General features: G+C 66.6%; 23 protein-coding genes and 1 tRNA gene. 12 read left to right on the top strand and 12 right to left on the bottom strand.

What is annotated here, in order from left to right; genetic code table 11:
• Positions 1-45 precede the first annotated feature (45 nt).
• Positions 46-870, top strand: a complete 825-nt coding sequence (locus ABQE93_RS12945) for an SDR family oxidoreductase (protein WP_448407440.1) — start codon at positions 46-48, stop codon at positions 868-870.
• On the opposite strand, the gene ABQE93_RS12940 is transcribed toward ABQE93_RS12945, so the two are convergent.
• From ABQE93_RS12940 to ABQE93_RS12920, 5 genes are all read right to left on the bottom strand, one after another.
• Positions 867-1,337 carry a (2Fe-2S)-binding protein gene (locus ABQE93_RS12940; protein WP_448407441.1) on the bottom strand — a complete coding sequence of 157 codons (471 nt, stop codon included), beginning with the start codon at positions 1,335-1,337 and terminating at the stop codon, positions 867-869. The genes ABQE93_RS12945 and ABQE93_RS12940 overlap by 4 nt on opposite strands.
• Positions 1,330-2,205 (bottom strand): FAD binding domain-containing protein, encoded by an 876-nt coding sequence (locus tag ABQE93_RS12935; RefSeq protein ID WP_448407442.1) that lies wholly within the window; start codon positions 2,203-2,205, stop codon positions 1,330-1,332. Before ABQE93_RS12935 ends, ABQE93_RS12940 begins: the two co-directional genes overlap by 8 nt.
• A complete protein-coding gene (locus ABQE93_RS12930) occupies positions 2,202-2,906 on the bottom strand; it encodes an SRPBCC family protein (RefSeq protein WP_448407443.1) in 705 nt (234 codons plus the stop codon). The genes ABQE93_RS12935 and ABQE93_RS12930 overlap by 4 nt, the downstream gene beginning before the upstream one ends.
• An 8-nt stretch (positions 2,907-2,914) precedes the next feature.
• Positions 2,915-5,245, bottom strand: a complete 2,331-nt coding sequence (locus tag ABQE93_RS12925) for a xanthine dehydrogenase family protein molybdopterin-binding subunit (protein WP_448407444.1) — start codon at positions 5,243-5,245, stop codon at positions 2,915-2,917.
• 97 nt (positions 5,246-5,342) lie between these two features.
• Complete coding sequence (locus ABQE93_RS12920; protein ID WP_448407445.1) at positions 5,343-6,464, bottom strand: XdhC family protein; 1,122 nt, start codon at positions 6,462-6,464, stop codon at positions 5,343-5,345.
• A gap of 91 nt (positions 6,465-6,555) precedes the next feature.
• On the opposite strand from ABQE93_RS12920, the gene ABQE93_RS12915 reads away from it, so the two are divergent.
• Positions 6,556-7,209 (top strand): M15 family metallopeptidase, encoded by a 654-nt coding sequence (locus ABQE93_RS12915; RefSeq protein ID WP_448407447.1) that lies wholly within the window; start codon positions 6,556-6,558, stop codon positions 7,207-7,209.
• Here ABQE93_RS12915 and ABQE93_RS12910 read toward each other — a convergent pair.
• From ABQE93_RS12910 to ABQE93_RS12900, 3 genes are all read right to left on the bottom strand, one after another.
• Complete coding sequence (locus tag ABQE93_RS12910; RefSeq protein ID WP_448407449.1) at positions 7,206-7,679, bottom strand: hypothetical protein; 474 nt, start codon at positions 7,677-7,679, stop codon at positions 7,206-7,208. The genes ABQE93_RS12915 and ABQE93_RS12910 overlap by 4 nt on opposite strands.
• Positions 7,680-7,683: 4 nt before the next feature.
• On the bottom strand, positions 7,684-9,831 hold the full coding sequence (locus ABQE93_RS12905; protein ID WP_448407450.1) for a glycoside hydrolase family 183 protein: 2,148 nt from the start codon (positions 9,829-9,831) through the stop codon (positions 7,684-7,686).
• A 199-nt stretch (positions 9,832-10,030) separates the two neighbouring features.
• Entirely contained in the window at positions 10,031-10,396 is a 366-nt protein-coding gene (locus ABQE93_RS12900) for a hypothetical protein (protein WP_448407452.1), read from the bottom strand.
• A 53-nt stretch (positions 10,397-10,449) separates the two neighbouring features.
• Between ABQE93_RS12900 and ABQE93_RS12895 the strand changes: the two genes are divergently transcribed.
• The 6 genes from ABQE93_RS12895 (at position 10,450) to ABQE93_RS12870 (ending at position 16,087) form a co-directional block, all read left to right on the top strand.
• A complete protein-coding gene (locus ABQE93_RS12895; protein ID WP_448407454.1) occupies positions 10,450-11,718 on the top strand; it encodes a spinster family MFS transporter in 1,269 nt (422 codons plus the stop codon).
• A 565-nt stretch (positions 11,719-12,283) separates the two neighbouring features.
• Positions 12,284-12,865 (top strand): MarR family winged helix-turn-helix transcriptional regulator, encoded by a 582-nt coding sequence (locus ABQE93_RS12890; protein ID WP_448412385.1) that lies wholly within the window; start codon positions 12,284-12,286, stop codon positions 12,863-12,865.
• 398 nt (positions 12,866-13,263) lie between these two features.
• A complete protein-coding gene (locus ABQE93_RS12885; protein ID WP_448412387.1) occupies positions 13,264-13,602 on the top strand; it encodes a hypothetical protein in 339 nt (112 codons plus the stop codon).
• Positions 13,599-14,111, top strand: a complete 513-nt coding sequence (locus ABQE93_RS12880; RefSeq protein WP_448407458.1) for a hypothetical protein — start codon at positions 13,599-13,601, stop codon at positions 14,109-14,111. The genes ABQE93_RS12885 and ABQE93_RS12880 overlap by 4 nt, the downstream gene beginning before the upstream one ends.
• 69 nt (positions 14,112-14,180) lie before the next feature.
• Positions 14,181-15,215: an NADP-dependent oxidoreductase gene (locus ABQE93_RS12875; RefSeq protein ID WP_448407459.1), complete on the top strand. Its 1,035-nt coding sequence runs from the start codon at positions 14,181-14,183 to the stop codon at positions 15,213-15,215.
• A 104-nt stretch (positions 15,216-15,319) separates the two neighbouring features.
• The gene (locus ABQE93_RS12870) at positions 15,320-16,087 is read left to right on the top strand and encodes a cutinase family protein (RefSeq protein WP_448407460.1); all 768 of its coding nucleotides are present in this window, start codon (positions 15,320-15,322) and stop codon (positions 16,085-16,087) included.
• Here the strand turns inward: ABQE93_RS12870 and ABQE93_RS12865 are convergent.
• Complete coding sequence (locus ABQE93_RS12865; RefSeq protein WP_448412389.1) at positions 16,084-16,419, bottom strand: Lsr2 dimerization domain-containing protein; 336 nt, start codon at positions 16,417-16,419, stop codon at positions 16,084-16,086. The genes ABQE93_RS12870 and ABQE93_RS12865 overlap by 4 nt on opposite strands.
• Positions 16,420-16,872: 453 nt before the next feature.
• Between ABQE93_RS12865 and ABQE93_RS12860 the strand changes: the two genes are divergently transcribed.
• The 4 genes from ABQE93_RS12860 (at position 16,873) to ABQE93_RS12845 (ending at position 20,643) form a co-directional block, all read left to right on the top strand.
• A complete protein-coding gene (locus tag ABQE93_RS12860) occupies positions 16,873-17,412 on the top strand; it encodes a hypothetical protein (protein ID WP_448407463.1) in 540 nt (179 codons plus the stop codon).
• 130 nt (positions 17,413-17,542) lie between these two features.
• A complete protein-coding gene (locus tag ABQE93_RS12855; RefSeq protein WP_448407465.1) occupies positions 17,543-18,940 on the top strand; it encodes a PepSY-associated TM helix domain-containing protein in 1,398 nt (465 codons plus the stop codon).
• A complete protein-coding gene (locus ABQE93_RS12850) occupies positions 18,933-19,427 on the top strand; it encodes a copper chaperone PCu(A)C (RefSeq protein WP_448407466.1) in 495 nt (164 codons plus the stop codon). Before ABQE93_RS12855 ends, ABQE93_RS12850 begins: the two co-directional genes overlap by 8 nt.
• Positions 19,420-20,643 (top strand): Dyp-type peroxidase, encoded by a 1,224-nt coding sequence (locus tag ABQE93_RS12845; protein WP_448407468.1) that lies wholly within the window; start codon positions 19,420-19,422, stop codon positions 20,641-20,643. The genes ABQE93_RS12850 and ABQE93_RS12845 overlap by 8 nt, the downstream gene beginning before the upstream one ends.
• Positions 20,644-20,654: 11 nt before the next feature.
• On the opposite strand, the gene ABQE93_RS12840 is transcribed toward ABQE93_RS12845, so the two are convergent.
• From ABQE93_RS12840 to ABQE93_RS12830, 3 genes are all read right to left on the bottom strand, one after another.
• A complete protein-coding gene (locus ABQE93_RS12840) occupies positions 20,655-21,059 on the bottom strand; it encodes an HNH endonuclease (protein ID WP_448407470.1) in 405 nt (134 codons plus the stop codon).
• A 46-nt stretch (positions 21,060-21,105) separates the two neighbouring features.
• Positions 21,106-21,181 (bottom strand) — tRNA-Thr (locus ABQE93_RS12835).
• A gap of 23 nt (positions 21,182-21,204) precedes the next feature.
• On the bottom strand, positions 21,205-22,023 hold the full coding sequence (locus tag ABQE93_RS12830) for a hypothetical protein (RefSeq protein WP_448407472.1): 819 nt from the start codon (positions 22,021-22,023) through the stop codon (positions 21,205-21,207).
• Positions 22,024-22,028 lie beyond the last annotated feature (5 nt).

Raw genomic sequence — 22,028 nt, 5'->3', positions numbered from 1 at the left:
GTATAACTAGAACTCGTTCTAGTTAGATCTGCGAAGGAGTCTGCGGTGTCATTGGCGGGTCAAACGGTACTGGTCACCGGTGGGGGTAGCGGAATCGGCAAGGGAGTGGCCGCCGGGGTGCTGGCCGCCGGGGGCAACGCCATGCTGGTCGGGCGCAGCCCAGATCGGCTGGCCGCGGCGGCCGAGGAACTGTCGGCCGGCGGTGCCGCCGAAGTGCGCTACGAGCCCGCCGACGTCACCAATGAGGACGAAGTGGCCCGCGTCGTAGCGGCCACGGCGGCATGGACGGGCCGGCTCAACGGTGTCGTGCACTGCGCAGGCGGCAGCGAAACCATCGGTCCCATCACCCAGATCGACTCCGATGCGTGGCGGCGCACCGTGGACCTCAACGTCAACGGCAGCATGTACATGCTCAAACACGCGGCGCGTGAGATGGTGCGCGGCGGCGGCGGGTCGTTCATCGGCATCTCGTCGATCGCGGCCAGCAACACCCACCGGTGGTTCGGCGCGTACGGCGTGAGCAAGTCCGCCGTCGACCACCTGATGATGCTGGCGGCCGACGAACTCGGCCCGTCATGGGTGCGGGTGAACTGCATCCGGCCCGGGCTGATCCGCACCGAATTGGTGGAGCCGATCATGAGTTCACCGGAGATCAGCGCCGACTATGCCTCATGTACGCCGCTGCCTCGGGTCGGTGAGGTCGAGGACATCGCCAACGCGGCGGTGTTCTTGCTCAGCGACGCGGCCGGATGGATCACCGGGCAGGTGATCAACGTCGACGGCGGCCACGGCCTGCGCCGCGGGCCGGACATGTCGGCGATGCTCGAGCCGGTCTTCGGCGCCGATGGCCTGCGCGGCGTCGTCTCCTAGCTCATCTCCGCGGCGCGGTGTACGGCGTTGACGATGCCCTGGTAGCCGGTGCAGCGACAGAAGTTACCCGACAGGCCTTCGCGGATCTCCTCGTCGGTGGGCTTGGGATTCTCGCGCAGCAGCGCCGTGATGCTCGTGACGAATCCCGGTGTGCAGAAACCGCATTGCAGCCCGTGGCAATCCCGCAGGGCGGCCTGCACCGGCGACAGTTCACCGTCGGGACCCGCGATACCCTCGACCGTCGTCACCTCGGTGCCCTCGGCCTGCACGGCGAAGACCAGGCACGCGCGCACCGCGTCACCGTCAAGCAGCACCGTGCACGCACCACACGCTCCGTGCTCACAGCCCAGATGCGTCCCGGTCAGGCCGCACTTTTCGCGCAGGAAGTCCGCGAGCGTCAGGCGCGGTTCCACCACGGCGCGGTACGTGCGTCCGTTGACCGTCATTTCGACGGGCAGCTCATGCATTGATTGCCTCCGTAGTGGCTTTGGACCAGGCGCGCGCCACCATCGCCGCGCCGATTCTGGCTCGGTAGGCCGCCGACCCCTGCAGGTCGGACGGAATCTCGTCGATCCCCGACAGGGCGAGTTCGCCGATCTCGTCGGCGCTGATATCGCTGACCGGTCGGCCGGTGATCGCCTCTTCGGCCGGGGTGCCGCGCAGCGGTGTGGAGCCGAGGCCTAAAAGGCCTATGCCGCAGCGGATCACCCGGTTGTCGTCGTCGAGTTCGACCGCGACGGCCGCACCCGCGATCGCGAAGTCGCCGTGGCGGCGCACGAACTCCTCCATCGCGAAACCCGAGCGAGCGCCCCACACCGGGAAGTGCACGGCGGTCAGAATCTCCGCGGGTTGCAGCGAGGTCTCCCACAGCCCGGTGAAGAAATCCTGTGCGGCGATCTCGCGGGATCCGTGTGTGGACACCGCGTCCATCCGGGCGTCGAGCGCCAGCGCCACCGCCGCGTACTCGGCCGCGGGATCCGCGTGCGCGATCGCACCGCCAAGCGTGCCCCTCGTGCGGATCTGAAAGTGGCCGATATGCGGTGTGGCCAACGTCAACAGCGGAACCGATTCGGCCACTTCGTCATCCATGCCGACATAGGAGTGCGGGGTCCCGGCGGCGATACGTACCGCGCCGTCCACCAGATCAATGCCGCGCAACTCCTCGATACGGGAGATGTCGACGAGGTTCTCGAAGTGGGTGAGTCGCATCGCCAGCATCGGCACCAGGCTCTGCCCGCCGGCGAGCACCTTGGCGTCGTCGCCGTACTCGGCGAGCATCTCCACCGCATCCTTCACCGATTCGGCCCGGTGGTAGGCGAACGGGGCGGGCTTCATGAGACCAGCCGGGCCAACAGGGCCTGCAGATCATCGGTGGCGCTGGCGCGTTTGCGCCTGCGGCCGACGAGGAACCCGATCAGCACACCCGCCGCGAGCGCGCCGGCCGCCGGGGCGTAACGCTTGGCCATCGCCGGTGCCACGGCCTTCACCAGCGCCAGGGAGTCGATGACGTCGCCCTGCTCGGCACCTGATGCGGTATCCGTTGTGGGAGCCGATGATTCGGCGGCGGCCACGGGGGCGGCGCCGCCGAGCAGCTCGGTCTCCAGGCTGTTGGCGAACTGTGCGATCAGGTGGCCCGCCACATCGGCGAGTACGCCCCGCCCGAACTGCGCGGCCTTACCGGAGATGGTCAGGTCGGTGTTGATGAGCACGGTGGTCGCAGGTTGGGTGCCGGAGCCCTCGTTTTTGAGCTGCGCGGTGACGACGGCCGCGACGTTGCCATTGCCCCTGGTCTCCTTACCGTTGGCCTTCAGCACCATCCGCTGCGCTGCGGCGTCCTTCTCCACGAACGCCGCTTCGCCCTGATACGACACGGTGATCGGGCCGACCTTCACCTTGACCTTGCCGGTGAACTCGTCGCCGTCGATGGACAGCAGGGTGGCACCGGGCAGACACGGTGCGACCCGCTCGACGTCGGTGAGGAACTCCCACGTCTTAGCGGCGGGCACCGCGACGCGGAACTCGTTGTTCAGTTCCATTCTCTCCCTTACTTTGTGGCTTGTTCGATGAGGTCGACGATCGCTGCGGGGCTGGCGGGCAGTTTGGTCAGCGTCACACCCAGCGGTGCCAGCGCGTCGTTGATCGCGTTGATCACCGCGGGCGTCGACCCGATCGCGCCGCCCTCACCGCAGCCCTTGTATCCGCCGACGCCAGGGCCGGGAATCTCGACGTGGCCGTACTCGATGACCGGCACCTCGGTGGCCGTCGGCAGCAGGTAGTCGACGAACGTCGACGACAACGGGTTTCCGTCGTCGTCGTAGACCATGTCCTCCAGCAGCGCACCGCCGATGCCCTGCACCGTGCCGCCGGCGATCTGGCCCTCGACGACGTTGGGGTTGATCATCGGGCCGACGTCCTCGCTGACGATGTAGCGCGTCAACGTGACCCGTCCCGTCTGCACGTCGACCTCGCAGTTGCAGACGTGGGTGGCGTTGGCCCAGTGGATGGGCGCCTCCGAGGTGAACCGCGCGGTCGCCTCCAGCGAGGCGGACACCCCCGGCGGCAACTGCTGGGGCTCGTAGTAGGCGCGGTACGCCAGATCGGCGAAACTGACGCACTTGTCGGGGTCGTCGCGTACGACCGCACGCGAGCCGACGAGTTCGATGTCGGCTTCGTCGACCTCGAGACGCGGCGCGGCCATGGCGAGGATCTGGCCGCGCAACATCGCGCCCGCCTCGTTGACGGCGCCTGCCGTCATCGGCGCGCTGCGGCTGCCCTGGGTGCCGGCGCCGTACGGGGTGATCGCGGTATCGCCCTGGATCGTGGACACGTCGTTGATGTCGGCACCGAGCGCGTCGGCCGTCAGCTGAACGACGGTCGTCTCCAGGCTGTTACCCGTCGAGCCGCCGTTGACGTAGACGTTGATCTTTCCGGTCGGCTCCATCCGGATGGTGGCGCCCTCGGTGGCCAGGTGACCGGTCGCCGCACCCGTCGGCTCGATGTAGGCCGAGAAGCCAAGGCCGATGTAGCGGCCTTCGGCCAACGCGTCGGCCTGCTCCTTGCGGAAGCCTTCGTGGTCAAGGATTTTCACGGCCTGCTCGAACGTATCGGCCGGCGCGACGTGGTCGTAGGGCATGCCGTTGGGGTTGACGTAGGGCATCTCGTCGCCGCGAAGGATGTTGCGCCGCCGCAGCTCGACCGGGTCCATGTCCATCTGGCGTGCGGCGATGTCGAAAAGGATTTCCCGCGCCAGGGTTTCGTACTGCCACGGGCCGCGGTAGGCGTGCAGGCCCGCGGTGTTGGAGAACACCGTCTTGTAGTTGAAGCTGGCCTTGGGCACGCGGTACGGGCCGGGGAAGAACATCCCGACGGCGGCAGTGGTCAGCACCGGATACGGGGTGGGGTAGGCGCCGACGTCGTAGGTGAAGTCGATGTCGGCGGCCAGGATCGTGCCGTCCTCGTCGAACGCCATGCGCGCCTTGCCGTCGACGTGGCGGGCCTGCCCGGCCGACATCAGGTTCTCGCGCCGGTCCTCGATCCATTTCAGCGCGGTGGAGAATTTGCGTGCGGCCAACATGATGCACATGTCTTCGCGCATCGGGACGACCTTTTGCCCGAAGGCGCCGCCGGTGTCGCGCATGATGACCCGGACGTCCTGCGCGGGAATGCCGAGCAACCGGGCGCAGAAGGCCCGCAGTTCGTGCGGCGTCTGCGTGGAGGCCCACATCGTCAACTCGCCGGTGGACGGCGCCCATTCCACGACCAGGCCGCGCGTCTCGATCGGCACCGGCGCGTGGATCTGCTGATAGATGTCGGCCTCGGCAACGTACGCGGCGTTGGCGAAGACCTCCTCGTCCGGCGGCGCACCGCCCATCCCGCCGGCGACGTTGTCGGGGTAGGCCTCGTGCACGATCACGTCGGAGCCGACAGCTTTGCGGAAGTCCGCGACCGCGGGCAGCGGTTCGTAGTCGACGTCGACCAGTTCGACGGCGTCCTCGGCGAGGTACCGGCTGTCGGCGACGACGAGCGCGACGGGGTCACCGACGAACTTCGCTTCCCCCTCGGCGAGCGGCGGGCGCGGGGTGTCGGGCATGTCCTTGCCCGCCACCGCGTGCCAGGCCTCTTTGACGTCGGGGTTGAGGTCGGCGGCGGTGAACACCGCATGCACACCGGGCATGGCCAGCGCCGCGGACGCGTCGATGCCCTTGATGCGCGCCCGGGCGAACGGACTGCGCACGAAGCACGCGTGCAGCATGCCCGGTCGGATCACATCGTCGACAAATGTGCCGTGACCAGTGAGAAGTCGATTGTCCTCGACACGGGCGAGGCGGGTGCCCGCATAGCGGGTTGCGACGGTTCCTCCTGCGGGGGAAGCCACGGCTATCGCTCCAATCCGACGGCTTGAAGAGTCTCGTTATCCTACTGCGGTAAATAAAATGCCGAAAGACGAGAACGACATTATCGGATGATCTGTCTCATCCGTCGTGGTGGATGCGACCCGTCGTCTCCGTCAGCGGGCGCCCGCCGCCGCCCCACCGCTGGGCGATGATCTCCGCGGCGATCGACACCGCGGTCTCCTCGGGCGTGCGTGCGCCCAGGTCGAGCCCGATCGGACTGGCCAACCGGTCCAGTTCGGCGTCGGTCACCCCGACTTCGCGCAACCTTTCCGTCCGGTCGTCGTGGGTGCGCCGTGAACCCATCACGCCGATGTAGCCGACCTCGGGTAGCCGCAGCGCGACCTGCAGCACCGGGACGTCGAACTTCGGGTCGTGGGTGAGCACACAGATCGCCGTGCGCGCGTCGATCGCGCCCTGTTCGGCCTGCTCGGCCAGGTACTTGTCGGGCCATTTGACGATCACCTCGTCGGCGGCGGGGAATCGGGCAGGCGTCGCGAACACCGGACGCGCGTCGCACACGGTCACGCGGTAGCCGAGCAGCGCGGCCTGCGCGGCGAGCGCGCTGGCGAAGTCGATCGCCCCGAAGATCAGCATCCGTGGCCGCGGGGCGTGGCTGGCGACGAACACCTCCATCCCGGACTCCTGGCGTTGTCCGTCGGGGCCGTAGGACAGCACCGCGGTCCGTCCTGCGGCGAGCAGTCCGCGCGCGTCGTCGGTGACGGCGGCGTCGGCGCGCGCCGAGCCCAGCGAACCGTCGGCCGAGTCCGACGAGATGACCAGCCTGCGCCCGAGGACGTGCGGGTCGGGGTGAGCGATGACCGTCGCGATGGCGGTCGGGCGGTGCGCGGCGATGTCGTCGGCGATCGCCTGTAACTGTGGGAAATTGTCGCGCGACATCGGTTCGGCGAAGATGTCGATGATGCCGCCGCAGGTGAGGCCCACGGCGAACGCGTCGTCGTCGCTGAAGCCGTAGCGCTGCAGTTCCGGACGTCCCGAGGCCACGACCTCGTTGGCCAGTTCGTACACCGCGGACTCGACGCAGCCGCCGGACACCGAACCCGCGACCGTGCCGTCGGGGGAGACGACCATCGTGGCGCCGGGCGGACGCGGTGCCGACCGGATGGTGCGCACGACGGTGGCGACCCCGGCGGTGCCGCCGGCCTTCCAGACCGAGAGCAGTTGGTCGAGTACGTCACGCACGCTATGAGTATGCCCCGGATACGCGCGTCCGCTGTGCAAATGCACAGCGCGCTAAGGTGGTTGCCGCGACAAGACGGGATCGAGGGCACAGATGCGACAGTTCGTGGCGGCTCTGATCGCGGCGGGTTCGATGTGCGCGGCGCCTGCGGTGGCCGCCGCGTCACCCCAGCAGCCGGTGCCGCCGGTGTCCGACGCGGCCCAGGCGGCCGGTCTGGTCGATGTGCGCACGGGCGTGCCGGACGCCGTGATCGACCTGCGCTACGCGACGCCGAACAACTTCGTCGGCCAACAGCTCTATCCGTCCGACGCGCGATGCCTGGTGCATCGGTCGATCGCCGCGGGCCTTGCCGCGGCGGCCGAGGCGCTGCGGCCCGACGTGCTGGTGTTCTGGGACTGCTACCGCCCGCGCGAGGTACAGAAGCGGATGTATGACGTGGTCGCGGATCCGGGCTGGGTGGCGCGGCCGGGACCCTACGCTCGCAGCCACGAGGCCGGTTTGTCGGTCGACGTCACGTTGGCGCGCGACGGCGCGTTCCTGGACATGGGTACCGGCTTCGACGAGTTCGTACCGCGCGCCAACGCGTATGCGACCGAGGGCGTCAGCGCCGCCGCGCAACAGAACCGGGCGCGGCTACGTGAGGCGATGAAGATCGGTGGGCTCTCGGTGTATTCGGGTGAGTGGTGGCACTTCGACGCCCCCGACGCCCATGCCAACCATCCGGTCCTCGACGTGCCGGTGAACTAGTCCGTTTTCTCCCACAGGCATTCACCGCTGAGCGCGGCCTCGAACATCCTCGGCGGCACCGTGATCGAAAGTGGTTGGCCGGGCAGGCCTTCGGCCTCCTGGGCGGGTCCGACCACACCCGCGCTGACCACATCCGACAGCACTGCGCGGCACCGGCTGTCCGGATGCTGCGGCGTCCCCGTCCAACTTCCCGAAGCGACTTGGGGGTTGCGCTTACCCTGTCCGCGCAGCGTTATCGGCGGCCCGTAGCTCAACCATCTGTCGTTGGGCGGTTGCGGGGTGGTGACGGTCTGCCATTGCCCGCCATGGCAGGTCAACGGCATACGGGCATCCTGAGGCACGGTGGCGACGTTGGCCAACTCGCCAGGACACGGCGTATTCGGGTGTGGCTCAGAGGGATCCGCGGATGCAACGGCGGGTGCGGCCAATAAGGTCGCCGCCGCGACCAGTGCGATAACGCTGCCACGCATCGGATTACACCTTGTCGAGGTCGGTGCTCATCAACATCACGTTGTACTCCGACCACAGCGACAGGTTCCAGTACAGCTCCGAACCGGTACCCTGCGTCGACGGCGACCAGGGGTGCATCATCGGCGCGTAGATGCCGCCGTTCTGCTGGCCCATCAGGACTTTCGCACTCGACCACGTCCCCTCCGGGCGGTCGGCCGTGCGCATCACGATGTTGTTGAACTGGTCGCCGTGCAGCACAACGTACCTGCCGAGATGCTCGTTGTACTGGACCGACATCTCGCTGACCTGGTTGCCGACCTTGGCGACTCCGCAGGCGCCCTTGTCGACCCCGAACACCGCGGTGGCCTTGCCGGGGTCGTTCTTGTACCAGCCGGCCGGCGTGCTCCAGAACCAACCCTTCTGGCCCTTGTTGTAGTACTCGTACTCGTTGAGGTTGAGGATGTCCTTTTCTTGGACGCGCGCGAGGTGCGCGGCACCCTGGCGACCGTTCGGCGTGCCGTACACGTAGACGTAGCCGTCGTCGCCCCGCACGAACGCCGACTGCTGAAAGTTCTTGTGACCGCTCCAGGGGTCGTTGTAGCGCACCGAAGTCGGTGCGACGGTCCAGTTCTCACCGTTGTCGGTCGAGTACGCGATCGCCGAGTAGTTCGTGGTCCACTGGCCCGGCGAACCCCACTGGGACACCGACATGAAGCTGACGTACTGGGTGACGCCGAACTGGGTGCCTTCCGACGGAAGTGCGATACCCGCGGTCGGGATGAGCGTCACCCCGGTGGGCAACCCCGGTGCGGGATGGATGATCTGCCTGGCGAACGTCGGGTTCGACAGCGGCGCACCGCCGAACATGTTGCCGTTAAACCATTCCCCGTCGGGAATCGTCATGCCGTCCGAAAGGTCGTAGTCCGAACTGCGGAAAAGCGTGTTGAGCCGCCATATCCCGGACATGTTGGGCCCGCTGAACGTGTCGCCGACCGCGATGAGGACCTGGTGTTCGTTGTATGGGGTCGACGGGTCGTCGACCATGCCGTTGTCCCACATCACGCCGACATCGGTGCCCCACACGCCGAACCGGTCGGCGGTGTTGTTGGTCGGGTAGTTACCCGTGACCCAGTCGATGAACTTGGTGGACCCGCTGAGCTGTTGACCCGGCCGCGGAAAGCCCGGCCGCGGGTTGGCTGCCGCGGCGGCCAGGGCAAGGCTGGTGGTGGGCAGGGCGGCGATGGCCGATTCGGCCGAAGACTGACCGCTCAACCCGGTGAGGAAGCTCTCGAACTCGCGGCGCGCGAACGCGAGCAGGCCCCACATGAACATCGGCTGGGTCGGCGCCGTCGGCGCGGTGCCCGCGAGCGGGTTCAGCGCCCAGTTGAGCACGTTGGAGACCACGTTCGTCACCGTTGCGAGCAGATCCTCCGCCGGTGCCGGCGCGTCCACCTCGGTGACGTCGGTCGACTGCGCGGCCACCTTCGGCGACATCATCATCGGCGAGGCCGCGGCCAGCACCCGCGCGTCGACGAACTGGGCGACCGCTTCGGTGTACCGGACCGCTGACGCCGGGTCGTCGAGCGACGTAACGGTGCGGGCAGAGGTTGCCGTGGTGGGCGTGGCCGGCGGTGTTTTGGCCGACGTGCTCGGCGCCGCGCTGGCGGACTTCGACTTCGACGACTTCGACGAGTCCGATGAGTCCGATGAGTCCGGCGAGTTCGACGAAGACGTCGGCGCGGGATCCTCGGAGGCGGTCGGCTCGGGGTCTGGCGTCTCGGAGGTGGCGGGCGGCTCTTCGTCCCCGTCGACCTCACCTGCGTCGTCGGCCTCCTCGACCTCGTCAGCCTCGTCGGTCTCGTCGGCCTCCTCGTCCTCGGCGGCGGGTGACGTGCCGGTGTTGGTCTGGGCCTGTACGACGCCCGTCGTCGTGTCGGACGTCTCGTCTGAGGTCTCATCGTCTGTCGAGTCGGTCCGCGACGGCGCCTCGGTGCTCTGCGACGTCTCGCTGGCCTCGGAGGGGCTCGACGCGCTCTCAGCCGACGACGTTGCTGCGGTCGCGCCGGCGCCGTCGTCGGCCAACGCCACTCCGTGTCCGGTGGCGATTGCCGTACCGACTCCCAATGCGACAGCCAGTCCCCCGACCCGGCCGATATGAGCTGCGGCTCCCATGGTGCATGTCCTCCAGTTACTTCTCCCCCGAGCGTTTGCGCTAAGGGCATTAAAGCGAACCTCGGAGATGAGCACAGCAAAAGAGGCGAATGTCTCAGAAACCACATGAGACTCTCTGGCACTGATCTTGATGGGCTTTTACTCACAGCCGAGAACACCGAGCAATGATGTCGAGCTTTTGCAGCTAAGTTGCTGGACGCTAGGGGGTGATGCCCGCCTCGCGCAGGGCCTGCTCGTAGAGGTCGGTGGCTTCGGTGAGCCCGTCGTTGACCCAGGCGTCCACGATCCCCACCCGGTCGGCGACAAGTTGGGCCTGGTTCAGCCACACCTGGAAGTCGTCGTCGCGACGCAGCGCGTCGATTTGCGCCTCCGAGCCCTGGATCAGGATGAAACCGCCCAACTCGATGCTCTGCGGTTTGAGGATCGCGATGTCGAAACGTTCGATCTTGCCGTCCTGTCTCAGCCGGTCGAGGTAGCCCGTGGTGTCCCGCAGCAGCGCGAGCGCCTGCGGTTCGCGTCCGGGCGTGGGGATCCCCCAAGCAATCCAGAATGCTGCGTCAGCCATTGCTTCCTTCTACACCACGTGTGGCCGTGGGCCAATCATGCGACGCTCGCTGGATGCTGCAACGTCACCAGCCGCGCCGTGCATGGGCGGCGGTCGCCCTGCTCGCGATCGTCGGCACGCTGAACTACGCGGACCGCTTCCTGCCTGCGGTGCTGGCCGAGCCGATCAAGCGGGACCTGGCGTTGTCGGACACGATGATCGGGATCATCAACGGCTTCGGGTTTCTGGTCGTGTACGCCGTTGTCGGCATCGCCATCGCACGGATCGCCGACCGGGGCGCCTTCGGTCTGGTGGTCTCGGTGTGTCTGACGCTGTGGGGCGGGATGACGGTATTGGGCGGGGCCGTGCAGTCGGGTTTCCAGCTCGTGCTCACCCGCGTCGGCGTCGCGATCGGCGAGGCCGGCAGCACCCCGGCCGCGCACGCCTACGTGGCACGCAATTTCGTGCCCGAACGCCGCGCCGCGCCGTTGGCCGTCATCACGCTGGCCATCCCGTTCGCCAGCGCCGCCAGCCTGATCGGCGGCGGCCTGCTGGCCCAGTCGTTGGGCTGGCGAACGACTTTCGTGGTGATGGGTGTCATCAGCGTGCTTTTCGCCCCGTTGGTGCTGCTGGTGTTGGGGCGCCGCCAGGAAATGCCCGACCGGCCTGCGCACGACGAGGCGGCGTCGGGCAGCCCGTGGGACCTGCTGAGAAAACCCGCGTTTCTGATGGTCGTCGCGGGCGGCGCGTGCGTTTCGTTCGCAGGGTATTCGCTGACGGCATTCGCTCCGGCATACCTGGTCCGCACCAGGGACATGTCGCTCGGTGAGGTCGGTGTGCAATACGGGATTGCAAGCGGTCTGACGGGGATCGTCGGCCTCCTGGTTGTCGGCCGGATAGCAGATCGCTTGTCGGCCAAGGATCCCCGCTGGTTGCTGTGGCTGGTGGGGGTGATGACCGCTGCGCTGCTGCCCTTTTCGGCGCTAGCGTTCCTGGTGCAGGACCGAGCGCTGTGCATCTTGTTCATCGCGATGAGCTATGTCGTCGGCACCGCCTATATGGCGCCGTCGATCGCGGCGATTCAGCGGCTGGTTCGCGTCGAACAGCGCGCGACAGCCTCGGCGGTATTCCTCTTCTTCGGCGCCATCATCGGGTCCGCAGGCCCGTTCCTGACCGGTGTCATCAGCGATGTGCTGACCGCGGACATGGGTGTGATGGCCTTGGGGCGGGCGCTTTTGATTGTTCCGGTGGCGCAGATCGTCGCGATCGGCTTCTACGCGGCGGCGAGCAGGTGGTTTCTGGGCGACGTTGTCGATATACCGGAACTGGCAACCAGTACCTGACCGCAGTGGGTTGCCCCCTGGAGACATGTGGCGCGACTCAGCCCGCGCACCTGGCGCTGACGACCATTTGCTGTGGTCGATCCGGGGCGCTGCACCGATGCGCAGACAACCGATGACCGCAGCATTTTGCATACAAATGGCAATTTTCACTCGCCGCAGTAATTGGATGCTTCTGTACGTTCAGCGAACGAGGAATTCATCGAAATTCACAGTTCGAACAAGCCGGAACGCCGCTTCTAAGCCTCGGCTCTGGGAATTTGCTCCGACTCCGAGCATACCCGCCAATGGTGCGTCGGGTGAGGATTCGCAGACCGCTTCGATACGATTACAGCAAATATCTAAGTGGATATTCAGGCCTGCTTCACTGGGAACTTAGGCCAGGGAGTAAATCTACAGCCAACTTACAGGACGGTGTAGAACGCGTTACAGTATCAGCGATGAGTGGAAGCTGACGCGTTGGCGCATTGTGATCCGGGAGGGGGTTCTGCCGCCTTGTCGGAACGGCCGGTTCAGACAGCTTGACCGGCTTTGCCCAGTGCTTGGAATTACGTGGATCGGGGGATCGATGACAATTGCTGGAATTGCCGTCCAAGGTTCCGACGACGAGCGATCGGCGTCCGTGCCATTGCCCGCTGCCGACGGCGCCAGCACCGAACCGCCGACCGGGTATCTGCCGGGACTCGAGGGGATCGAGTACAGGGCCTGGCAGGACTTCAGCGAAACCGCTACCGCCCTCTGTGCGGCGCTGAACCGTCAACTCGTCGCGGCGCACGGGCTCACCCTTTGGGATGTCATGTTGTTGCGGTACCTCGCCAACTCGACCGACGGTTCCGCGCGGATGGGCGAGATCGCCGACGTGCTTGCCGTGATACCCAGCCGGGTCAGTCAGCAGATACGTCGACTGGAGGCTCAAGAACTCGTACGTCGGTGCAAGAGCCAGCATGATCGGCGCGTCGTCCTCGCCAGCATCACCCGCGCGGGACGCGTGAGGCTGCAACCGGCCCTCGCGACGTACGCCGACTGCGTTCGCGCCCTGTACCTGAAACCGCTGACCCGCCAACAGATGACGAGCTTCGGAGACAGTTGCCGTCGAATCGGCACCCCGTTGCGCGACCACGGCACGCGCGCTAAGGCCGCCCGCAATTAGCCTGTTGGTATTGCGGTTATCTTTGCCCGAGGGCAAAGTCATGGCCATTGAGGTGGCGCGGCGCTGTAACCGCCGCATTTCAGGAGCTTCCTGGCAGTAGTTTCGGCTTGAAACTGTCTGACGCTGCCGTTATTTTGCGGGCCACCGGGTGCAATCGACTGCCCAGCAGTTTCACACAACCGGTGAATTGCCCGAGTCGCTGCATCGCTGACGAATCCGTCAACCGCACCCTTAAAAGGGGCGATGGCCTGCGGTTTTTCGGTACCTTCTGCCGTAGTCACGACCAGGGGAGTTGCTTTGGCGGATAGCACCGGACGACAAGCATCGGCAGCTGCCGACCGGGCAACATCTCACGGCGTTGCTGTTTTCGTTTTCGGGCTAGAACGGAGCCATTCCTGATGCACTCGGATGAATTCAGCGTGCCGCCCCCCATCGACGCGACCGGTGTCGGCCCATGGGAGAACCGCGACGGTCACATCGCACGGCATTTCCTCGGCACACGCCGGGGCGAACAGGTACCCGTCCAGATCGTCGGTCTGCAGGACGGAAGCGGCGCCGTCATCGCCCGACAGATCCGGATCGGCCACGAGCAGGTGGAGCTCGATCTCGCTGATGTGCACAAGCTCATCTGGACGCTTGCCGATGCGTGCAACGAAGCCGATCGGCTGAACCATCTGTCGAGTGAGTTCGAGCGCGACCGGTGCCCGGACCTCCTTTGGGATGTCGACTCGGCGTGAACGTCGGCGCGATCCCTCCCACCAACCGCCACAAGCTCCGCGGCACGAACGTTACCTGCGCGGAGTTGCAGGATCTTCTGCGCCGCGACGCGGCCATCGCCACCGAATGGCTCGTGCGTCGCCGATTCCGCGGCAGCGCCGAGGATTTGGCCGCGTATCGCAAACGGGCGCTCGGCTACATCGAGTGGTGTGGGGCCGCCTCAGATGCCCTGCAGGAGAGTGAGCTGCTCGACTACACCGACTTCATTCGGGAGTGGCGAACTCAGGCGGTGCGCAGCGACATTCGCGGTATGCCCCATCGGTTTGCATGGGTCTTCGCTTCCCAGGTGCTTTTCGCCATCTCGATGATGCTGTTCATCGCCGGTCTCGCGGCGGTGGCCATACCGCCTCTTGCAGGAGCCGTCTTCGCCGGACTGCATGTGTACCTCGCCGTGCCGCCGGTAGTCGTCGGTCCCGACAACGCGAGGCTTTCGCGGACCGACAGCGATCTCGGTGTGCGACGGGCGTAACGGGTCCTTTTCGGCTCGGCCGCGGGCCGGTTCCCACCAATTCCGATGGAAGCCGGTAGTTTCGCGGGCGTGGCCGAGTTGATGAATCGCCAGATCGTGTTGCGACGCCGGCCCAGCGGCCTGGTGCAACCCGATGACACTGAATTGATCAGCACGCCTGCGCCGCAACCTGCCGAGGGTGAAGCGCTGGTGCGCACCACCTATATCGGCATCGACGCCGCGGCGCGCACGTGGCTCAACGATCAGCCGGGCTATCTGCCGCCGGTGCAGCTCGGGGAGGTCATCCGGGCGGCCGGGATCGGCGAGGTGGTGGCCTCGCGCTGCGACGCCTACGCCGTCGGCGATGTCGTCACCACGCTGACGGGGTTCCAGGAGTATGTGATCAGCCGCGACGACGTGTTCACGACGCCGGTGCCTGGGCCGGCGGTCGACCAGCTCGCCGTCATGAGCGTGTACGGGCCGACCGGCGCCACAGCGTATTTCGGCATGAACGACATCGGCAAGCCGCAGCCGGGGGAGACGGTGGTGGTGTCTGCCGCCGCCGGGGCGACCGGGTCTGTCGCGGGGCAGATCGCCAAGATCGCCGGTGCGCGCGTGGTCGGCATCGCGGGTGGGCCGGAGAAGTGCCGTGCGGTGGTGGCGGATTTCGGCTTCGACGCGTGCATCGACTACCGCGAAGACAATCTCAAAGCAGCGCTCAAGCAGCACTGCCCGAAGGGGGTCGACGTCTACTTCGACAACGTCGGCGGCCCGATTCTGGATGCGGTGCTTGGCCGCTTGGCGCCCAAGGCCCGCGTCGTGCTGTGCGGCGTCATCTCGAGCTACCTGACCGGTGAGCACCCTGGGCCGGCCAACTACGTGAACCTGCTGTCGAAAACGGCGACCATGCAGGGATTCAATGCGCTCGACGAATGGGGCCGCTTCGAGGAGGCGTTCGGCCCGCTTCGCAGGTGGGCGCAGGAGGGTCGCCTGGTGCACCGTCAGACGATCTTCGAGGGCATCGAGTCCTGTGTCGACGCGTTGAACGGCCTGTTCACCGGCGCGAACATCGGCAAGATGCTGGTGAAGGTCAGTGAACCTGCCCCGCCGGATGAAGCCGGGTAAATTACGCCCATCGCCGCGGTTAGACCAGCAAACGCAGGGGTATTGGGTCACCGGGCGACGGCCGTCGCACTTCGATTTGACGCATTGACGTGTAGGAGTTGAATATGAACGCTCGGCGAATCGCTCGACTGCTGGCCGTTGCGGCGGTGACGTCCGCTGCCCTGCTCGCAGGACCCGTCCCGTTCGCCGCAGGACAACCGGCCCCGCCCCCGGTTCCAGCGCCTGCTCCGCCCCCGTGCCCGGATGTGGAGTTGGTCTTCGCGCGGGGCACCGGTGAGCCGCCCGGTGTCGGCGGTATCGGGCAGGCGTTCGTCGACAGCCTGCGCACCCAACTGGGCCCCAGGACCATGAACGTGTACCCGGTCAACTATCTGGCGAGCGGTGCGTTCGGTGATCGAATTCAATTTGCCCGCACGGTGATCGACGGCATTCGCGATGCGGCGCTGAAGGTTCAGGAGACTGCCGCCAACTGTCCGGATACCAAGGTGGTTCTCGGCGGCTTCTCGCAGGGCGCGGTCGTTGCCGGTTACGTCACCGCCGCTGAGATACCCGAGCAGATTCCGGCCGAGTACCGCGAGTTCGTTCCGGAGCCCATGCCCGAGGAGATCGCCGAGCACGTCGCCGCAGTGGTGCTGATCGGCATGCCGTCGGATCGGTTTATGCAGGACATCGGCGCCCCGCCGGTCGTGATCGGCCCGTCTTACGTGGACAAAACCCTTGAGCTGTGCGCACCGGACGACACCATCTGTAATGGCGCGCCCGTCGGCGGACCGTCTTTCGCACACAACGTCTACGGCGTCAACGGAATGGTCGGGGATGGTGCAGCTTTCGTGGTGAGCCGACTCGGGCCTGAAGCCGACGACGCCAGCTAGTCCTGCTGCACTTTTCTACCGTGGGCAGCCTCGTAGGCCTTGAGGACGTCGCGCGGTATTCGACCGTGGACTGCAACGCCATGACCGTACATCCAGGCCCACTGTCGAACTGCCGCGCGACGCATCGCTGCCGCCTCGGCGGAATCCAGCTTTGTGCTGAAGAGGTGGGTGCGCTGACGGATTGCTGTTTGGCGGGCCGAACCTATCCATGAAGCGAAAGTGTCGCGGAGCTTCTTTGCATTCTCTCGCGAGAGATAGATCTCGTACCGTACGCCGTCCAATTCGAACACGACGATCTCCTCAGCGGCGCTGGTGCGATCGTATTCGTCCACGAATGCGACCTCGGCCGACATTTCGTGCCCCCCTTGCAGCGTTTCCGCAGCGCAGCCATAACAGGAAAGAGCGGACCGACACGCCAGCGCTACACCCCTCGTTGTCAATCGAAGCGCTGGCTGCGTTTGCAATTTCCCTTATGGCGGGTGCGATTGCAGTCAATGGGCAAAATACCCCTATGGCGCCCACCAAGGAGGGGTTTGTCGCAAATAATTGACGCGCGCGTCGATCGCAGCGAAGATTTGCGTAGTCATGTCGCCCGGCGACGGCAGATCAATGTCCGCACCGCCGTTTGCCAGCAAACGAACAACCCCTAACAGTTGGTTGAAAACGCAAATTGACTCTGGTCGAACTACAGCGTGCACTGGGTTATCGCAAAAGTGATGTCCGGTGTGAACGGACGACCACCTGTCTACTAGGTGCTGTAGTAGCGACGCGGTAAGGTTCGGCGCATGAGCACCCCGAAGGTACGTGCGCGCTGGTTGCGCGGCGGTCTGGTCGGCGGGTGCTCGGCGTTGCTCACCGTGGGCGCGCACACCGCCGTCGACGACCGGCTTCCGCACGGGGCTGCGCTGATGATCGTCCTGTTGCTCTGTGCCACCGCGGGTGCTGCGGTCGGCATCCCGGCGACTGGCGGCGCCTACGGCCGTCTTCTCGGTGTCATCGCCGCATTGGGCGGCACCCAGCTCCTGGGCCACTGGGCCCTGGCGTTGTTCGGCGGCCACAGCCATGGTCTCGGCGGGTTTGGGATGTCCCCGTCGATGGCGGTCGCCCATGCGGTCGCGGCGGTCGTGCTCGGTGCGGCCATCGCGGCCGTGGAGTACCTCTACGGCGTATGCGAATCGGTGCTGTGCTGGCTGCGGCTGTTCATCCTCGGCGCGGTCCGTGCGACGTCGCGTCTTCGGCATTGGACCCCCAACGACGTTGTCGCGCAGGCTGTCCTGCTGCATGCGGGGTTGGGCATGCGTGCCCCGCCTGCGCCGGCCGGCTAGTTTCGCACCTTTCGTTCCTGTCGCCATCGCGCTGATGGCCGTTCAGCACGCCGCATGAGCGGCGAAATTCTGCGCTGCACCGTCCGTGGTGTCGGGGCGCGCACCCTACTTCCGAAAGCCCTTCCCGTCTATGACAACAACCCCCGAGACATCCCGCGGGCTGCGAGCCCTGCTCATGCGCCTGCACTTCTATGCGGGCGTGTTCGTCGGTCCGTTTCTTCTGATCGCCGCCGTCACGGGCCTGCTCTACGCGGTCATCCCGCAGATCGACAACGCGGTGTATCGCCACGAGCTGACCGTTGACCGTGTCGGCGAGCAGCGCCTCCCGTTGGCCGACCAGATCGCTGCCGTGCGCACATCGCGTCCCGCCGGAACCGTCGAAAGCATTCGGCCGCCAACCGGCGCCGACGAGACCACGCAGGTCAGGCTGTTGGTCGACGACGTGCCTGCCGACTATGCGCGCACCGTGTTCGTCGACCCCTACACCGGGGACATGCGCGGCGCGCTGACTACCTACGGGCAGTGGATGCCGCTGCGGGCGTGGTTCGACGAGCTGCACCGCACACTGCACCTTGACGCGATCGGACGAAACTACAGCGAGCTCGCCGCGAGCTGGCTGTGGGTGATTTCGCTTGCCGGGCTGATGCTTTGGTATCTGCACCGCCGGGACACCCGTAAGCTGCACCGGCTGGCACTGCCCGACCGTCACACGAAGGGTCGGCGTCGAACGCTGTCGTGGCACGGTGCGGTCGGCGTGTGGATCGTCGTTGCGCTGCTGGGGCTGTCGGTCACCGGCATCACCTGGTCGCGTCACGGCGGACAATCCGTCGACCTCATCCAGCAGAAGCTGAACACCACGGCGCCCACCGTGGACACCACGCTCGGTCAGCGCATCGGCCCGGGTGCACCCCACCACGGGGGCCACTCGGGTGGCGGCGACCCATTGCTCTCCGGGGCCGACACCGCGTTGCGCGCCGCCGAGCACGCGGGGCTGGAAGGGCCGATGTGGTTGTATCCACCGGCCGAACCCGGGCAGGGGTGGCGCGTCGAGGAGAACAAGCGTGACTGGCCGACCCGGCATGACGTCATCTCCGTCGATCCGGGCAGCGGTGCCGTCACCGACCGGGTGAACTTCGCGGACTGGCCGATCTTGGCCAAGCTCACCCGCTGGGCCATCGACACGCACATGGGCATCTTGTTCGGGTTGCCTAACCAGATCCTGTTGGCGCTCACCGCGATCGGGCTCATCACGATCATCGTCCGCGGCTACCAGATGTGGTGGCAACGCCGTCCGACCCGCGGGTCGTCGTGGGCAGTCGGGCGTCCGCCGCTGCGCGGAGTCCTCCGCAGCTTGCCGCCGACGGCGATCGTCGCGGTGATCGTCGCGGCAGGTGTAGTCGGATGGTTCCTGCCGCTGTTCGGCTTGAGCCTGGCGGCTTTCGTGGTCGTCGATCTGGTCATCGGCGTGGTCAAACAGCGGCGAATCGCCGCAGACAAAGAAACAGAGAAGGAGTACTCGGATGCGTAGTCCAGGTATCGCGGCGCTGGGCGCCGTCGCATTGTTGGTCTCGAGTTGCACGTCGCAGACACATGACGAGCCGCCGATAGCGGAGGTGGTGACCATCGCCGACCAGTGGGCGAGCGCGGCCGACGCGGGGATGGCGGCGGTCTTCGGCACGTTCACCAATACCGGCCACCACGACGCGCACATCGTCGCCGGCGATTCGCCCGCCGCCGCCCGTGTCGAACTTCACGAGGTGACGGCCGACGCCACCGGTGCGAAAACGATGCGCGAGAAGGACGGCGGGTTCGTCGTTCCCGCGGGCGGCACCCGCGACTTGGTGCCCGGTGGCGATCACCTGATGCTGATGGATCTGCGCGAGCCGTTGCATCCCGGCGCCGACGTCGAGGTGACCGTGGTGTTCGAGGACGGTTCGACGTTACCCATAACCGCGCAAATCCGCGATTTCGCTGGCGCTGACGAGGACTACGCGCCCGCGCACGACCATGGTTGAGCAGGTCCCGCGCGGTCGGTTCACGGTCAACAGGCGGCGCCTCCTCACCGGAAGTGCCGCCGCGTTAGCCGCCAGCGCCGCGCTCACCCAGTGTGCAAGAGGCCAACCAGCCGCGGTCCCAAGCGGTTTCGGCGCCGAGGTCGAACCGTTCCACGGTGTACATCAAGGAGGTATCGCCACACCACCGCAGGCGCATGCGCTGTTCATCGCGCTCGATCTGACACCCCAGACTGGGCGCACACCGCGTGACACCCTGGCGGCGATCCTGCGGCTGTGGACTGCGGACGCCTCCCGGCTGACCCAGGGCCAGCCGGCACTCGCCGACACCGAACCCGAACTCGCCCACCGGCCAGCACGGCTCACCGTCACCGTCGGCGTCGGCCCTGCGCTGTTCGACCGCATCGGATTGGCCCATCGGCGACCAGAGTCGGCGGCTGAGCTACCGGGGTTTCGCACCGATCGACTCGACACCCGCTGGTGCGGTGGCGATCTGCTGCTGCAGATCTGCGCCGACGACCCCGTCGTCGTCGCTCATGCCAGCCGCGTCCTGCTGAAGAACGTGCGCACCATGACGACACAGCGTTGGCAACAGCGCGGGTTCCGGGACGCACGCGGATCGGATGCGTCGGGCGCGACGATGCGCAACCTGATGGGACAGATCGACGGAACGGTGAACCTCACCGACGCCGCGGCATTCGACCGGCACGTGTGGGACCGCGGCGCTGAGCAACCGTGGTTCGCCGGCGGCACGATCGCGGTGGTGCGAAGAATCCGCGCGGAGATGGACACCTGGGACCAAATCGACCGGGAGGCCAAGGAACTCGCGGTTGGGCGGCGGCTCGACAGCGGCGCGCCGCTGACCGGACAGCACGAGTTCGACGAACCCGACTTCAGCGCTGCGGTTCACGGCATCCCGGTGATACCGCCCAACTCCCACATCGCGTTGGCCAGGCACCACACCGAGGATGAGCAGTTCCTGCGTCGGCCCTACAACTACGACGACCCGCCGCCCAGCGGGCAGACCACCGACAGCGGCCTGATCTTCGCCACCTACCAACGCGATCCGGTCACCCAGTTCGTGCCGGTACAGCAGCGCCTGGCCGACGCCGATGCGCTCAACGAATGGATCACCACGATCGGGTCCGCGGTGTTCGCGATCCTGCCGGGGGTAGCGGACGGCGAATACCTGGGACAGCGGCTCCTCGATACTCGCTGACTCTCACAGGTTCAGTACGACTGGCCGTCGGCGTATCGCTGTCGGCGGTAGTGACGGCCCTTGCCGCGGTTGCGGTTTTTGTAGGTCGGGAGCTGCGAGTCACAGTTGGGACAGACTAGGCGCAGGTTTTCGCGCCGATTGTTGGTCGGGTTCCCGTCGATGTGATCCAGCACAAATGCGAGCGGCAGATCGTGCCACTGGTTGGGTCCGCCACAGATCGCGCAGCAGTCCGACTGCGCTTCGGCGATATAGTCCCGGATGTAGTGGCCCGGTAGGCTGCTGAGCCGCGCTTCCCCGGATTCCAGCCACCGCTTCGTACTGGTGTCCCGGCGCGCCGATTGCTGGCACGCGTTGCTGCAATAGACCTTCTGGCTGCGCTTCGAAAGGGTTGAACCGCAGCCGCGACACTGTCTCATGCTAGGAAGCTACGACCACCCACCGACAAGCAGTCTGCTCCAGCATTGGAGCCTCCTATCGGAATCGAACCGATGACATTCCGCTTACAAGGCGAACGCTCTACCAACTGAGCTAAGGAGGCCTGCGGGGTGCGAGTTTATCTGGTCACTCCTCGGCCTCGATGATGCGCTGTGACGTCACGGTCCGCGACGTCGTACGGGCCCGCGGCCGGCGCCCGGGTATCGGGATCCGGTCGGCGATGTTGCTCAGCGGGTTGACCACCTGCGACAGCGTGACGACGGCGTCGTGCAGCGCGTCGATCGTCGGCGCCAGCGCCTCCAGCCCGGGTGCCAGCCGATTCAGCGTGTCGGCGACGTCGGCGAGCTTCAGCAGCGGCCCGTCGGGATCGGTCAACGTGTCGAGCAGCCCGTCCTCGGCGAGTAGCCGGTCGGCCACCCCGTCCTCGCGCAGCACCCGCTCGATCAGGCCGTCGTTGGCCAGCAGCTGATCGGCCAGCCCGCCCGGCGCGATGACGCGAGAAAATGCGCCGTCGTCGGCGGTCATCCGGTCGATCAGGCCGTCTTCGGAGGCGATCTGGTCCACCAGTCCGCCGGGAGCCAAGGCCCGGTACATCGGACCGTTCTCCGCGGTCAGCCGGTCCAGCAGGCCGTCCTCCTCGGTCAGCTGATCGACCAGCCCGCCCGGCCGCAGCAGCCGGTCGATGGGGCCGTTGGGCCGCAACGCACGACCCAGCGGCGCATCGTCGTCCATCAGCCTGGCCAGTCGGTTCGCCCGCTCCACCGCATCATCGAGACCCAGCATGTGCGCCACCGAGGCGTTGCGCCCCGCCGTGTTCGCTTCACCGAGTGATCGCTGCGCCATGCCGAGCGCACCGCTGGCCATGGAAATGCCTGCGTCGGCCATGGCCAGGCCGACCCGTACCGGGGCGGTCGCCAGGTCCGTCACGGCTTTGCCGAGGTTCATCGCAC

It is taken from the genome of Mycolicibacterium sp. XJ662, from assembly GCF_053484035.1.
Note: the sequence above shows the minus strand (reverse complement) of the source record. Positions and strands in the feature narration are given on the sequence as shown.